The sequence below is a fragment of the Streptomyces sp. NPDC107500 genome (genome assembly GCF_055582785.1).
This window is the reverse complement of the sequence record NZ_JBVJPF010000006.1, coordinates 367,661-382,044: the sequence shown is the minus strand read 5'-3', so window position 1 is coordinate 382,044 and position 14,384 is coordinate 367,661. Positions and strand designations below refer to the sequence as shown.

General features: G+C 71.3%; 13 protein-coding genes. 8 read left to right on the top strand and 5 right to left on the bottom strand.

The features are described from left to right. Positions 1 to 337: 337 nt before the first annotated feature. Together ACZ67M_RS25320 and ACZ67M_RS25315 are read right to left on the bottom strand one after the other, a co-directional pair. Positions 338 to 2,119, bottom strand: coding sequence for an ABC transporter ATP-binding protein (locus ACZ67M_RS25320; protein ID WP_392102905.1), 1,782 nt, complete (start codon positions 2,117 to 2,119; stop codon positions 338 to 340). After that, on the bottom strand, positions 2,116 to 4,032 hold the full coding sequence (locus tag ACZ67M_RS25315) for an ABC transporter transmembrane domain-containing protein (protein ID WP_469852845.1): 1,917 nt from the start codon (positions 4,030 to 4,032) through the stop codon (positions 2,116 to 2,118). The genes ACZ67M_RS25320 and ACZ67M_RS25315 overlap by 4 nt, the downstream gene beginning before the upstream one ends. A 194-nt stretch (positions 4,033 to 4,226) precedes the next feature. Here ACZ67M_RS25315 and ACZ67M_RS25310 point away from each other — a divergent pair, with 194 nt between their 5' ends. After that, entirely contained in the window at positions 4,227 to 4,982 is a 756-nt protein-coding gene (locus tag ACZ67M_RS25310; protein WP_392015417.1) for a L,D-transpeptidase family protein, read from the top strand. A 17-nt stretch (positions 4,983 to 4,999) separates the two neighbouring features. Here the strand turns inward: ACZ67M_RS25310 and ACZ67M_RS25305 are convergent, their stop codons facing one another. Continuing rightward, on the bottom strand, positions 5,000 to 5,467 hold the full coding sequence (locus ACZ67M_RS25305; protein WP_469852844.1) for a MarR family winged helix-turn-helix transcriptional regulator: 468 nt from the start codon (positions 5,465 to 5,467) through the stop codon (positions 5,000 to 5,002). Positions 5,468 to 5,590: 123 nt separating this feature from the next. On the opposite strand from ACZ67M_RS25305, the gene ACZ67M_RS25300 reads away from it, so the two are divergent. Both ACZ67M_RS25300 and mltG read left to right on the top strand, forming a co-directional pair. Next, on the top strand, positions 5,591 to 7,393 hold the full coding sequence (locus ACZ67M_RS25300) for an ABC transporter ATP-binding protein (protein ID WP_361355876.1): 1,803 nt from the start codon (positions 5,591 to 5,593) through the stop codon (positions 7,391 to 7,393). Between the two features lie 202 nt (positions 7,394 to 7,595). Further along, positions 7,596 to 8,348 carry an endolytic transglycosylase MltG gene (gene mltG / locus ACZ67M_RS25295; RefSeq protein WP_469853053.1) on the top strand — a complete coding sequence of 251 codons (753 nt, stop codon included), beginning with the start codon at positions 7,596 to 7,598 and terminating at the stop codon, positions 8,346 to 8,348. A gap of 12 nt (positions 8,349 to 8,360) precedes the next feature. On the opposite strand, the gene ACZ67M_RS25290 is transcribed toward mltG, so the two are convergent. Continuing rightward, positions 8,361 to 9,440: an NAD(P)-binding domain-containing protein gene (locus tag ACZ67M_RS25290; RefSeq protein WP_392015409.1), complete on the bottom strand. Its 1,080-nt coding sequence runs from the start codon at positions 9,438 to 9,440 to the stop codon at positions 8,361 to 8,363. A 55-nt stretch (positions 9,441 to 9,495) separates the two neighbouring features. Here ACZ67M_RS25290 and ACZ67M_RS25285 point away from each other — a divergent pair, with 55 nt between their 5' ends. Then, positions 9,496 to 9,918, top strand: a complete 423-nt coding sequence (locus tag ACZ67M_RS25285) for a secondary thiamine-phosphate synthase enzyme YjbQ (protein WP_392237918.1) — start codon at positions 9,496 to 9,498, stop codon at positions 9,916 to 9,918. Between the two features lie 58 nt (positions 9,919 to 9,976). Here the strand turns inward: ACZ67M_RS25285 and ACZ67M_RS25280 are convergent, their stop codons facing one another. After that, positions 9,977 to 10,432: a VOC family protein gene (locus ACZ67M_RS25280; RefSeq protein ID WP_361640588.1), complete on the bottom strand. Its 456-nt coding sequence runs from the start codon at positions 10,430 to 10,432 to the stop codon at positions 9,977 to 9,979. 201 nt (positions 10,433 to 10,633) lie between these two features. Between ACZ67M_RS25280 and ACZ67M_RS25275 the strand changes: the two genes are divergently transcribed. The 4 genes from ACZ67M_RS25275 to ACZ67M_RS25260 all read left to right on the top strand — a co-directional run bounded on the left by ACZ67M_RS25275 (position 10,634) and on the right by ACZ67M_RS25260 (position 14,350). Then, on the top strand, positions 10,634 to 11,386 hold the full coding sequence (locus ACZ67M_RS25275; protein ID WP_453438176.1) for a flavodoxin family protein: 753 nt from the start codon (positions 10,634 to 10,636) through the stop codon (positions 11,384 to 11,386). A 20-nt stretch (positions 11,387 to 11,406) separates the two neighbouring features. Then, positions 11,407 to 12,360, top strand: coding sequence for a DUF5996 family protein (locus ACZ67M_RS25270; protein ID WP_392102915.1), 954 nt, complete (start codon positions 11,407 to 11,409; stop codon positions 12,358 to 12,360). Between the two features lie 126 nt (positions 12,361 to 12,486). Beyond that, positions 12,487 to 13,647: a pentapeptide repeat-containing protein gene (locus tag ACZ67M_RS25265; RefSeq protein WP_467323359.1), complete on the top strand. Its 1,161-nt coding sequence runs from the start codon at positions 12,487 to 12,489 to the stop codon at positions 13,645 to 13,647. Between the two features lie 73 nt (positions 13,648 to 13,720). Continuing rightward, positions 13,721 to 14,350 carry a maleylpyruvate isomerase family mycothiol-dependent enzyme gene (locus tag ACZ67M_RS25260; RefSeq protein ID WP_392102917.1) on the top strand — a complete coding sequence of 210 codons (630 nt, stop codon included), beginning with the start codon at positions 13,721 to 13,723 and terminating at the stop codon, positions 14,348 to 14,350. Positions 14,351 to 14,384: the final 34 nt, after the last annotated feature.

Here is a 14,384-nt window from a genome sequence, read left to right as displayed (position 1 = left end):
GTGCCTACCTCCAGCCTTCCACTCCGGTTCGGGACCGCGCAACGGCACGGACCCCGCCCGGGTGGCCGCCCTCCCTGTCCACCCCGTTCCTCGCCGCGTCGCCGCTCCGGTCGGCACCCCCGCTTCGGTCCGGCCCACGGCCGCCCGGTCCGGCACGGGTGAGCTGCCGTCTCGGACCGATGCGCCGCGGTCCAGGGCCGATGGGCTGCCCCCAAGCACCGATGGGCTGCCGTCGAGCGCCGCCGGGGGCCGACCGGGCCGGAGCGCTGCCCGTGCCCGGTCGCAGCCGAACCCGAACCCGATCCCGAATCCGTCCCCACCCCCGGAGGGCGCCGGCTCACCCGTGCCAGGACCGCCACAGTGCCGCGTAGGCGCCGTCCGCCGCCACCAGCTCGTCGTGGCTGCCCAGCTCGCTGATCCTGCCGTTCTCGACCACGGCGATGACGTCCGCGTCGTGGGCGGTGTGCAGCCGGTGGGCGATCGCGATCACCGTGCGACCGTCCAGGACCCGGGCCAGGGACCGTTCGAGATGACGTGCGGCCCGCGGGTCGAGCAGCGACGTCGCCTCGTCCAGCACCAGGGTGTGCGGGTCGGCCAGCACCAGCCGGGCCAGGGCGATCTGCTGGGCCTGCGCGGGAGTGAGGGCGAAGCCTCCCGAGCCGACCTCGGTGTCCAGGCCGTCGTCGAGCGCGCGGGACCAGTCGTCCGCGTCGACCGCGCCCAGCGCCGCCCACAGCTCGGCGTCGGTGGCGCCGGTCCTGGCCAGCCGGAGATTGTCGCGCAGGGAGCCCACGAAGACGTGGTGCTCCTGGTTGACGAGGGCGACGTGGGAGCGGACCCGCTCCGCGGACATCCGGGACAGTTCGGCGCCGCCCAGGGTGATCCGGCCGTCACGCGGACCGTAGATGCCGGCGAGCAGCCTGCCCAGCGTGGACTTGCCGGCGCCCGAGGGCCCGACCAGGGCGAGCCTCGTGCCGGGAGCGACCTCCAGCGACACCTTGCGCAGGACGTCCACGCCCTCGACGTAGCCGAAGTGCACGCGGTCTGCGTGCACGTCCCGTCCCTCGGGGGACAGGCCGCCGTCACCGGCGTCCGGTTCGATGTCCCGCACGCCCACGAGCCGGGCCAGGGAGACCTGGGCCACCTGGAGCTCGTCGTACCAGCGCAGGATGAGGCCGACCGGGTCGACCAGCATCTGCGCGATCAGGGCGGCCGTGGTCATCTGCCCGACCCCGATCCAGCCCTGCAGGACGAACACACCGCCGATCAGCAGGACGGAGGCGAGCACGGTCACATGGGTGACATTGATGACCGGGAAGAGCACCGACCGCAGCCAGAGCGTGTAGCGCTCCCAGGCCGTCCACTCCCTGATCCGCTGCTCCGACAGCTCGATGCGCCGGGCGTCGAGACGGTGCGCCTCGACGGTGCGGCCGGCGTCCACCGTCTCGGCGAGCGCGGCGGCCACCGCGGCGTACCCGGCGGCCTCGGACCGGTAGGCGGAGGGCGCCCGCCGGAAGTACCAGCGGCAGCCGATCACCAGAAGCGGCACCGCGATCAGCACGACCGGTGCCAGCGGCGGAGCGGTGACCACCAGTCCGCCGAGCAACAGCACCACCCACACGGCACCGATCGCCAGCTGGGGCACCGCCTCGCGCATGGCGTTGCCGAGCCGGTCGATGTCCGTGGTGATCCGGGAGAGCAGATCCCCGGTACCGGCCCGTTCCAGCACGCCGGGCGGCAGTCCGACCGACCGCACGAGGAAGTCCTCGCGCAGATCGGCCAGCATCCGTTCGCCGAGCATGGCCCCGCGCAGCCGCACCTCGCGGACGAAGAGCGCCTGTACGGCGAGCGCGACCACGAAGAACGCGGCGGTGAGGCCGAGATGCAGTTCGCGGGCCCCGTCCGACACCCGCTCCACGAGCCCGCCCAGCAGGTACGGACCTGCCATCGAGGCGATCACGGCGACGGTGTTGACGGTGACGAGGAGCAGAAAGGCCCGGCGGTGCCGGCGCAGCAGTTCGCCCGTGTAGGCGCGGACGGTCGCGGGAGCGCCGACGGGGAGGGTGTTCGCCGTCGTGGGGGCCGCCGGGTCGTACGGCGGTGGTGCGACGCCGATCATGCCTTCTCCTCGATCTCTTCCAGTCGGTGCAGTACGTCGCCGTCGTGGCGCAGTACGTCGTCCTCGCCCAGGACGTCGTCGTCCGGGGTCTTCGCCGGGCGGCCGTCGGCCTTGCGGCCGCCGACCACGGTCATGTCCGAGCGCTCCCCGACCGCGGTCACGTCCGTGCGGGCCGTCGTCTCCTCGTCGGGCTCGCGGGTCACCACCGCCCGGTACAGTGGCTCGGTGTGCAGCAGCTCCCGGTGCGTGCCGGTCGCCGCGACCTCGCCCTCGTGCAGGAACACGGTCCGGTCCGCGAGGTCCAGCAGCAGGGGCGACGAGGTGAACACCACCGTGGTGCGCCCCGCGCGCAGCTCCCTTACGCCTTCCGCGATCCGTGCCTCGGTGTGCGAGTCGACGGCGGAGGTCGGTTCGTCCAGGACGAGCGCCTCGGGGTCCGTGATCAGGGACCGGGCCAGTGCGAGCCGCTGGCGCTGGCCGCCCGAGAGTGAGCGGCCCCGCTCGGTGATGCGAGCGTCCATGGGGTCCTCGGCGTCGAGCGAGCCTTGCGCGAGCGCGGCCAGCACGTCGCCGCACTGGGCGGCGGCCAGCGCGTCCCCCGCGCTCACCGCGCCGGAGGCGGGTACGTCGAGCAGTTCCCGGAGGGTGCCGGAGAGCAGTACCGGGTCCTTGTCCTGCACCAGTACGGCCGTGCGGGCGGATCCGAGGGGCAGCTCGTCGAGCGGCACCCCGCCCAGCAGGGCCGACGTGCCCTCCTCCGAGGGGTGTCCGCCGAGCCGTTCCGCAAGACGTCCGGCCGTGTCCGGGTCGCCGCACACCACGGCGGTGAACCGGCCCGACAGGGCGAGGAGACCGGTGGCCGGGTCGTACAGATCACCGGTCGGGATCTCGGCGGTGCGCGTCCCCGCGGTGTCCGTGGCCCGTTCCAGCGCCAGCACCCGCGCGGCCCGCTTGGCCGAGGGCTTGGAGAAGGAGTACGCCATGGCGATCTCCTCGAAGTGCCGCAGCGGGTAGGTGAGGAGCATGACGGAGCTGTAGACGGTGACGAGTTCGCCGATGCCGATGCGGCCGTCCCGGGCCAGGTGGACGCCGTGCCAGACCACCGCGATCAGCAGCAGGCCCGGCAGCAGCACCTGGATCGCGGAGATCAGGGACCACATGCGCGCGCTGCGCACGGCCGCGTGGCGCACCTCCTGGGAGGCGCTCCGGTAGCGGTCGAGGAAGAGCGCCTCGCCGCCGATGCCGCGCAGCACACGCAGGCCGGCGACGGTGTCGGAGGCGAGTTCGGTGGCCCGGCCGGCCTTCTCGCGCTGGACGTCGGCCCGCCGGGTGGCCCGGGGCAGCAGCGGCAGTACCGCGAGGGCAAGCACCGGCAGGCCCACGATCACGACGACGCCGAGGGCCGGCTGGTAGACGACCAGCGCGACGCAGACCAGCACGATGGTGAGCGCGGCCGCGGTGAAGCGGGAGACGGCCTCCACGAACCAGCCGATCTTCTCGACGTCGCCGGTGGACACGGCCACGACCTCGCCGGCCGCGACGCGCCGGGTCAGGGCCGAACCGAGCAGCGCGGCCTTGCGGGCGAGCAGTTGCTGGACTCGGGCCGCGGAGGTGATCCAGTTGGTGACGGCGGCGCGGTGCAGGAAGGTGTCGCCGAGCGCGTTGCCGGCGCAGCACAGCGCCATGAGGCCGCCCGCGAGGGCGAGCCGGCTGCCGGAGCGGTCGACGACGGCCTGGATGGCGAACCCGACGCAGAAGGGCAGGGCGGAGACGGAGGCGAAGTGCAGCAGGCCCCAGGCCAGTGACTTGAGTTGGCCGCCCAGCTGATTGCGGAACAGCCACCACAGGAAGCGGGAGCCCGAGCGTGCGTCCGGCACACCCGGGTCGGGATACGGAAGGTCTTGGATCTGCATGACGTCCCAGTGGCTCGTGTCAGGGGGTGCCGTTGCCACACGGCATCGAGAGGCTGCAAACCGTGAAAGGTTCGCGTCGCGGCATGCCCAAAATCAAGCGGTTTTCCGCGGTGGCGCACGGATCAGGCTGCTTCCGCCGTACTCGCGCCGGGCCTTGGGAACGCGCTTGTGGACGCTGGTGCGACCATGGACCGATGGGAAGTGGTGGCACACGGCGTACGGCGGTCGCGATGGCGGCCCTGGGATTCCTGACGGTGTCGGCGCTGGCCGGCTGCGGAGGCCCTTCCGGGGACGGCGCGGAGGACCGGGGGAGCGGACCGGCCGACGGGGCCGGGCACGCGAGTGCCACGGCCGACCCGACGCGGATCCCCGGCGTCGGCGACCGGTACCAGCGGCTGGTGCCGGCCGGTTCCCGGCAGGTCGTGGCGGTGTACGGCGACGGCCCGGACTCAGCCGACGCCACCGTGGTGCTCTACACGAAGCAGGGCTCCGCCTGGCACCGCGCCCGCAGTTGGGCCGCGCACAACGGCACGAAGGGGTGGACGACCGACCACCGCGAGAACGACAAGCGCAGCCCCGTAGGCGTCTTCACGCTGAGCGATGCCGGCGGCGTGCTCCCGGATCCGGATCCCGCCCCGGACACCGGACTGCCGTACACCCGTTCCGCGTCCTTCGCGGCGCCGAGGTGGTGGGCGAAGTCGTACTGGCACGACTTCGACTACGTCATCGCCATCGACTACAACCGCGTCAAGGGCACCTCACCGAACGACCCGACCCGTCCCCGGGGCGCGTCCAAGGGTGGCGGGATCTGGCTGCACATGGACCACGGGAGCGGCACGTCGGCCTGTGTCAGCCTGCCCAAACCGGCGATGGAGTACCTGCTGCGCACGCTGGACCCGGACGCACGTCCCGTGGTGGTGATGGGGGACAAGGCGCGACTCAAGGCCTGACCGCGCCCGGGAGCGCCTCAGCGTCGGGCGGCGCCCCGGTCCGGTCCGCAGCCGGGGCCGTCGACCAGCGTGTCCAGCAGACCGCCGAGCACAGCGCGTTGCTCGTCCGACAGCGGTGCCAGGATCTCCTCCGCGGCCGAGCGGCGGGCGCCGCGCAGTTCGCTCAGGGCCGTGCGTCCGTCGTCGGTGAGCTCGATCCGGATGACCCTGCGATTGGCCGGATCCGGGGCGCGCCGTACCTTCCCTGCCGCCTCGAGCCCGTCGACCAGCGTCGTCACCGCCCGGGGAACCACTTCGAGGCGCTCGGCCAGGTCGGCCATGCGCGGCGGCGAGCCGTAGTGCGCCAGGGTGCGCAGCAGCCGGGACTGGGCCGGAGTGATGCCGAGGGCGCGGTGCTCCAGGTGGCGCTTCTGGATGCGGTGCACCCGGCGGGTGAGCCGCAGCAACTGCTCGGCGAGCAGGCCGTCGGGATCGGGGGCGGTCATGCGGGAACAATATCAGGACGACATTCATTGTGAGTATAGGTAACAATGACCTATGCTCCGCAAGGCCGGCGATCCGAGGGATCCGCCGGCCCCCCCCCACTGCCGACACCCCCGTAGGAGCCCATGCAACCCGACCGCGCGTCCACCTGGACCGCACCCGCCGACGCCGAGGAACAGCCACGGCAGGTGCGACGCATCCTGAAGCTGTTCCGTCCCTACCGGGGCCGCCTCGCGGTCGTCGGACTGCTGGTCGGTGCCGCCTCGCTCGTCTCCGTCGCCACCCCCTTCCTGCTGAAGGAGATCCTGGATGTCGCGATCCCCGAGGGGCGGACCGGCCTGCTGAGCCTGCTCGCCCTCGGCATGATCCTGGGCGCCGTCCTCACCAGCGTCTTCGGCGTGCTTCAGACGCTGATCTCCACGACCGTGGGCCAGCGGGTCATGCACGACCTGCGCACCGCCGTTTACGGCCGGCTCCAGCAGATGTCCCTCGCCTTCTTCACCCGCACCCGCACGGGCGAGGTTCAATCCCGCATCGCCAACGACATCGGCGGCATGCAGGCGACCGTCACCTCCACGGCGACCTCCCTGGTCTCCAACCTCACCAGCGTGGTCGCCACCGTCGCCGCCATGGTCGTTCTCGACTGGCGCCTGACCGTCGTCTCGCTGCTCCTGCTCCCGGTCTTCGTGTGGATCAGCCGCCGCGTCGGCAAGGAGCGCCGGAAGATCACCACCCGGCGCCAGAAGCAGATGGCCGCGATGGCCGCCACGGTCACCGAGTCGCTCTCCGTCAGCGGCATCCTGCTCGGCCGCACCATGGGCCGCTCGGACTCGCTCACCCGCGCCTTCGCGGACGAGTCGGAGGGGCTGGTCGACCTCGAGGTGCGGTCGAACATGGCGGGCCGCTGGCGGATGGCGGTCATCACGATCGTCATGGCCGCCATGCCGGCCGTCATCTACTGGACCGCCGGCATCGCCCTCCAGTTGGGCGGGCCGGAGGTCTCCCTCGGCACGATCGTCGCCTTCGTCTCGCTCCAGCAGGGCCTGTTCCGTCCGGCCGTGAGCCTGCTGTCGACCGGTGTCCAGATCCAGGCGTCGCTCGCGCTCTTCCAGCGCATCTTCGAATACCTCGACCTGCCGATCGACATCACCGAACGCGACGAGCCGGTCCACCTCGACCACATCAAGGGCGAGGTCCGCTTCGAGAACGTCGGGTTCCGCTACGACGGCAAGGGCTCCGCGGTCCTCGACGGCATCGACATCACCGTCCCGGCGGGCAGCAGCCTCGCCGTCGTCGGCCCGACCGGCGCCGGCAAGTCCACCCTCGGCCACCTGGTGCCGCGCCTGTACGACGCGACGGACGGGCGGGTCACCCTCGACGGGGTTGACGTGCGCGACCTGGACTTCGACACCCTCGCCCGGGGGATCGGCGTGGTCTCGCAGGAGACGTACCTCTTCCACGCCTCGGTCGCCGACAACCTGCGGTTCGCCAAGCCGGACGCCACCGACGCCGAACTGGAGGCGGCCGCGCGGGCGGCCCAGATCCACGACCACATCGCCGCCCTGCCCGACGGCTACGACACGGTGGTCGGCGAGCGCGGCCACCGTTTCTCCGGCGGGGAGAAGCAGCGTCTGGCCATCGCGCGCACCATCCTGCGCGACCCGCCCGTCCTGGTCCTCGACGAGGCGACCAGCGCGCTGGACACCCGTACGGAGGCAGCCGTGCAGGACGCCATCGACGCGCTGTCCGCCAACCGGACCACGGTCACCATCGCCCACCGCCTGTCCACCGTCCGGGACGCCGACCGCATCGTCGTCCTCGACTCCGGGCGCCTGGCCGAACAGGGCACGCACGAGGAACTCCTGGAGCGGAACGGACGCTACGCGGCCCTGGTCCGCAGAGACGCCCGACTGGAGCCGACAAGATGACGATATGCCGGGTTTGTGTGCAAATCAGGGTTACCGTGCCCGCATGCAGACGAACACTCCGCGACGAAGCGCGAGGCGCGCGAGGAACGCCGGCAGCACCAGGAGCCCGAGGAGACCGAGGAGCCCGAGGCGGACGATTCGGCTGACACGCCGGGGCCGAGTCGCCCTGATCGCGGCCGGCGCCGTCGTGGCCGCCACCGCCGTGGCGGTGCCCCTGCTGACGACGGACGAGAAGGCCGAGTCCCGCCCCACCTCGCTCGTGATCCCCGAGGGCTGGCGGGCGACGCAGGTCTACGCGGCCGTCGACAAGACGCTCGAACTGCCCGCGGGGACCACCAAGAAGTCCCTGACCAAGGCCGACCTCAAGCTGCCGAACGACGCCGAGGGAAACCCCGAGGGCTATCTCTTCCCGGCGACCTATCCGCTCGGTGAGTCCCCGACGCCGGAGAAGCTGCTGGAGTCCATGGTCGACGCGGCGAACAAGAAGTTCACCGGCGCGCCGGTCGCCGCGGGCGCCCAGCGCAACGCGCTGAACGTCTATCAGGCCGTCACCATCGCCAGCATCGTGCAGTCGGAGGCCGCCGCCAAGGAGGACATGGGCAAGGTGGCCCGGGTGGTCTTCAACCGGCTGGAACGAGGGATGCCGCTCCAGATGGACTCCACCATCAACTACGCCCTGGGCCGCTCCACGCTGGACACCACCACCAAGGACACCCGGGTCGACAGCCCCTACAACTCGTACCAGCGCATGGGCCTGCCGCCCACGCCCATCGCCAACCCGGGCGACGTCGCGATGACCGCCGCGATCAATCCGACCCCCGGGGACTGGCTGTACTTCGTCACGGTCAAGCCGGGCGACACCCGCTTCACCGCCGACTACGCCGAACACCAGCGCAACGTCGCCGAGTTCAACCGGGCCCGGGAGAGCGCCTCGAAGGCGGCCGGGGCTGCGTGACCGGGCGGGGCGTCACGCGGCCACCGGTGCCTCCTCGGCCAGCAGCCGCCTGATGTCCCGCACGGCCGAGCGCCCCGCCCGGTTGGCGCCGATGGTGCTGGCAGACGGCCCGTACCCGACCAGGTGGACCCGCGGATCGGCTACCGCGCGCGTCCCCTCGACCCGGATACCGCCGCCCGCCTCCCGCAGCCGCAGCGGCCGCAGATGATCGATGGCGGGCCGGAACCCGGTCGCCCACAGGATGACGTCCGCCGCCACGCGCCGCCCGTCGCCCCACTCGATCCCCTCGGGTGTGATCCGGTCGAACATGGGCTGCCGGTCCAGCACACCCGACTCCAGCCCCGCCCGGATCGCGTCGTTGAGCGGCAGCCCCGTCACCGACACCACGCTCTTCGGCGGCAGCCCTTGCCGCACCCGTTCCTCCACGAGCGCCACCGCCGCCCGGCCCGCGTCCTCGTCGAAGGGCCCCTCTCGGAAGACCGGGGGCCGCCTGGTCACCCACGTGGTGGAAGCGGCGTACGAGGCGATCTCCAGCAGATGCTGCGTCCCCGAGGCGCCGCCGCCGACCACGACCACGCGCTGCCCGGCGAACTCCTCGGGCCCCGCGTACTGGGCGGTGTGCAGTTGCCGGCCCCGGAAGGACTCCTGCCCGGGGTAGCGCGGCCAGAAGGGCCGGTCCCAGGTACCGGTCGCGTTGATCAGGGCCCGCGCGGACCAGGACCCGGCCGAGGTCTCCACGAGCAGCCGCCCGCCCGTCCCCTCGCGCACCGCGCGCACGTCGACGGGCCGACGCACCCGCAGGTCGAAGGTCCGCTCGTAGTCGGCGAAGTACCCGCCCACCACCTCGGCGGACGGCCGCGCCGGATCCGCGCCGGTCAGCTCCATGCCCGGCAGCGAGTGCATGCCGTGCACCTTCCCGTACGTCAGTGACGGCCAGCGGAACTGCCAGGCGCCCCCGGGACCGGGCGCGTGGTCCAGCACCACGAAGTCGCGTTCCGGCTCGAAGCCGGTGCGCCGCAGGTGATAGGCGGCGGCGAGACCCGCCTGACCGGCCCCGATGACGACGACCTCGACCTCGCGTGTGTAGTTCACGTTTCTACCAACGGCGCCGAGGGTCTGGATCTTCCCGCGGTGTCAGGATGGTCCCATGTCAGATGCCTTCACCACCCGCGTCCTGAACCTCGCCACCGGCTCGGCGGAGCGCGTCGCCGACATCACCGGTGACTGCGAGTCCTTCCTGCGCGAGGCGGCGGCCGGCCGCGACGGCCTCCTCAACGTCTTCGTGCCGCACGCCACCGCCGGGATCGCGATCATCGAGACCGGCGCCGGCAGCGACGACGACCTGCTGGCCGCACTGCACACCCTGCTCCCGGCCGACGACCGCTGGCAGCACCGCCACGGCAGCCCGGGCCACGGCCGCGACCATGTCCTGCCCGCCTTCGTCCCCCCGCACGCGACCCTGCCGGTGATCGACGGCCGCCTGGAGCTGGGAACCTGGCAGTCGGTGTGCCTGGTGGACACCAACAGGGACAACCCCGACCGCCGGGTCCGGCTCAGCTTCCTGGGCTGAGTGGGATCGTCCTGGGTGCGGCAAGCACAGCCGCCCGTGTGCGGAAATGAACCGTCCGTTACCCGTCAGCGCCCGCGGGCGGGTCGGCGAAGACACCTTTCAGCATCCCGGTGGCCTGCCCCACCTCGATCAGGTAGCCGTCCGGGTCCCGCATGTAGCAGCGCACCTCCGCCTTGCGGTCGATCGGCTCGGTCACGAACCGTGCCCCCTTCGCGCTCGCATCCGCGTAGAAGGCGGCGATGTCGGCCACCCGGACGTTGAGGAAGCTGGACACCCTCGCAGGGTCCCCCGGCGGCTCCAGCGAGATGCCGGGCTTGTCGGGGGTGGGGCCGCCCCCGGGATTCATGATGATCCAGCTGTTGGCGACCTTCACGATGGCCGGGTTCTCCTCCAGCACGATCTCCCCGCCCAGGACGTCGGCGTAGAAGCGCCGGGAGACCGCCACGTCGCGGACGGTCAGGAAGTGAGTGAGGACCAGCCCCTCGGCCGGAGCCGGCAGGTCTTGCTGCGCCATCGTCCATACCTCCTGAACGGAGTGTGGGGATCCAACGGACATGAGCCGAGTGCCCGCCTCGGGCCGCGCCCAGGCATCCCCGCGCCCTGTTCGCTTCGCCGCCGGTGGGCGTGGCGGAGGCGGCAAACGCCTCGTGCCGACCTACGGTGCTGGTCGCGGCGCTCTCGAACTGCTCACCACGCACCCAAGGGGGAACCGATCATGGCAGCACCCGGAACGGAAGCGGGCGCGAGGTCCACCGACGGGAACGGACCCCGTTTCGACGGGCTGCGGGCACTGTTCATCAACGCCACCCTCAAACGGTCACCCGAGGTCAGCAACACCGGCGGCCTCATCGACCGCAGCATGGAGATCATGCGGCACCACGGAGCGCAGGCCGACATCCTCCGTGCCGCCGACCACGACATCGCCACCGGCGTCTGGCCGGACATGACCGAGCACGGCGCCGCACTGGACGAGTGGCCCCAGCTCTACCGTCGCGTGATGGACGCGGACATCCTGGTCCTGTGCGGCCCCGTCTGGCTCGGCGACAACAGCTCTGTCATGAAGCAGGTGATCGAGCGCCTCTACGCCTGCTCCAGCATGCTCAACGACGCAGGTCAGTACGCCTACTACGGCCGGGTCGCCGGCTGCCTGATCACCGGCAACGAGGACGGCGCCAAGCACTGTGCCATGAACGTCCTTTACAGCCTGCAGCACCTGGGCTACACCATTCCGCCGCAGGCCGACGCTGCCTGGGTAGGAGAGGCCGGGCCGGGACCGTCATATCTGGACGCCGGCTCCGGCGGGCCGGACAATGAGTTCACCGACCGCAACACCACATTCATGACCTTCAACCTGCTCCACATGGCGGCGATGCTGCGCGCAGCCGGAGGCATCCCGCCTTATGGCAACCAGCGCACCGCATGGGACGCCGGCTGCCGCCCCGACTCCAGCAACCCGGAACACCGATAGCCGAAGCGGAGGTGGACGCCGTGAGCGTCCAGCACTCACCCACCGCATCCGAGGTCTCGCACCGCGCAGCATGGCCCTCACTACGGGTGGCCGACTGGACCGAAACCCGTGACACCCTGCACATGTGGACGCAGATCGTGGGCAAGCTGCGGCTGGCCCACGCCCCCATGGTCAACCACTGGTGGCAGGTGACCCTCTACGTCACCCCGAGGGGCCTGACGACCAGCTCGGTGCCCTACGGCGACGGCGCCTTCGATGCGGAGTTCGACTTCGTCGGACACCGGCTCCTCATCCGCAGCAGCAACGGCGCGAGCCGCGAGGTGGCCCTGAAGCCCAAGTCGGTCGCGGCCTTCTACACCGAAACCATGCGGGCCCTGGACGCGCTGGGCATCGAAGCCGCCTTCCAGCGGCGGCCCAACGAGGTCGAACCCTCCATCCCGTTCGCCGAGGACGAGCAGCACTGCTCCTACGACGCGACGGCAGCTCACCTCTTCTGGCGCCAGCTGCTACAGGCCAACCGCCTCCTGGGCCGCTTCCGCGCGGAGTTCGTGGGCAAGGTCAGCCCCGTTCACTTCTTCTGGGGCGCCATGGACCTGGCCTGCACCCGCTTCTCCGGCCGGCCGGCCCCCACCCATCCGGGCGGCGCCCCGAACTGCGGTGACTGGGTAATGGCGGAAGGCTACTCACGGGAACTCTCCAGCTGCGGATTCTGGCCCGGAGGCGGCGACGAGGGCGCCTTCTACTCCTACGCGTACCCCGAGCCGGACGGTTTCGCGGAACACCCGGTGCGCCCCGACGGCGCCTACTACAGCACCGAGAACGGACAGTTCCTGCTGCCGTACGAGACCGTGCGCACCGCGCGCGATCCCGATCACGCACTGATGGAATTCCTCCACACCACCTACGAGGCTGCCGCCGAGCACGGCGACTGGGACCGCGCGACACTGGAGAGTGATCCGCGCCGTTGGGACTGAGCTGCACCACGAGCATATTTGGGCGCTTGGCTCACAACTCGTGCACCCGGTAAGCCCGTTCTCATGGCGCGGGTCCGTGGCCTCACTCTTGATCGTCTTCTGAGCGGCGCCTAGGCTCCCATGCCCATGGAGATGGGGGAGCCGGACCGTGGGCGGCGGGGATGGTACGACGGGCCGGTCAGACGTCGTATCGCCGCAGGTCTATTGGCCGGGGCGGGTCTGGTCATGCTGGGCGTGCTGTTCGTCGTGCTGCCGGGGGTGGTGGTCGACCACGACCTCGCCGGGGCGAGCGTCGCCGCACAGGACCGGCTGAAGGCGGTGAACGATGTCCGCACGACGCTTCTGCAGGTGGTCGGTGGCCTGATCGTGCTTTTCGGTGCGTACGCCACCTGGCGGCAACTGCGGGTGAGCCAGGACGGATTGCGCGCCACCCGGGAAGGCTACGTCACCGACCGGTTCAGCCGCGCCGTCGACCAGCTCGGCAGCGACAAGCTGGATGTGCGCATCGGCGGGTTGCACGCGCTGTGGCGGATCGCGGAGCAGTCCACCCGTGACCGGGAGGCCATCATCTCCATCCAGGCCGCGTATCTGCGTACACACCTGCCCTGGCCACCCGCGGGACCGGAAACACCTGCGCCGGACGTGCCCATCAACGACATCGCACCCCTGGAGATCCGCACCGCCGACGCCCAGGTGGCGCTGACCGCGCTCGGCGTGCTCTGCCGGCGCCGGGAGCAGTCCTGGGTCAATCTCAGCGTCACCGACCTGCGCCGAGCGGACTGCGACGGGCTGTGGTTTCCCGAGGTCAACTTCGACCGCGCCTGCATGGAGGCGGCGAGTCTGTACCGCGTCAACCTGACACAGGCGTCCCTGGTCTCGGTCAACCTGCGGCACGCCGACCTCACCACGGGGATTCTCCGCCGGGCTCGCTGCGTCCTGGCCGACCTGCGGGCCGCGAAGCTGGTCGAAACCGACTTGTGTGACGCCGACTTCACCGAGACCGACCTGCGCGAGGCGAACTTGCGCAAGGCCACCGCGCAGGGTGCGGTCTTCCACCGCGCCGACCTCCGGATGGCTGATTTGCGCGGCACCGACTTGAGTACCGCCAACCTCGTGGAGGCACGCCTGACCGGCGCCCTGGCCAGTGAGTACACCCGCTGGCCCGCCGACTTCGATCACACGGCTGCCGGGGTCGTCGACTCCGACGACCCCGGACCCGAGCCCTCGCCCCTGCTCCAGCCGCCGGGGGTGACGTGGCAGGCACCGTCGCTGAGGTCCACCCCCTGAACAAGGGCGATGAGTTCTCACGGCGCCGGGAGTCCCACCAGACGAATGCCGGGGTCGAGTGAAGGATGAACTCATGCGCAACCTTGTCTGGCCGATGGTGCATACGGAGCGTGCCGCGCTGATCGATGACCTCGCGCACCTCGAAGAGGAACGGTGGGGGCAGCCGTCGCTTTGTGAGGGGTGGACCGTGCACGACGTGGTCGCGCACCTGATCGACACCGCTCGGACGACACGTCTTGGGTTTGTGGTCGGTCTGGTCCGTGAGCGGTTCGATTTCGACCGCCAGAACGCACGCGGCGTGGAGCGGGCGCGGGGCGCCTCACCGCAGGAGACGTTGCAGCGGCTTCGGCAGGTCGCCTCCCGGAGGTCGACCCCTCCCGCGCCGCTGGACAGCCGGCTCGTCGAGCAGGTCGTCCACGGTGAGGACATCCGCAGGCCGCTGGGCATCAGCCGCTCCTACCCGCCGGAGGCCGTCGTCCGGTCGCTGCGCCTACAGGCTCGCACTCCTGCGTCCTTCGGCGGAGCCAAGGAGCTGACAGCCGGCATCCGGCTCACGGCGGTGGACGCCGACCTGTCCATCGGAGACGGTCCGGAGGTCAGGGGTCCTGCGCTTACGTTGCTGCTGGCGGTCTGCGGGCGACGGGTGGCTCTGGAGGAGCTTGACGGGCCGGGGACCGATTCCCTCGTGACACCACGCCGGTGACGCCGGAGTGCGGCCGGTGCGCGGCATGCCCGGG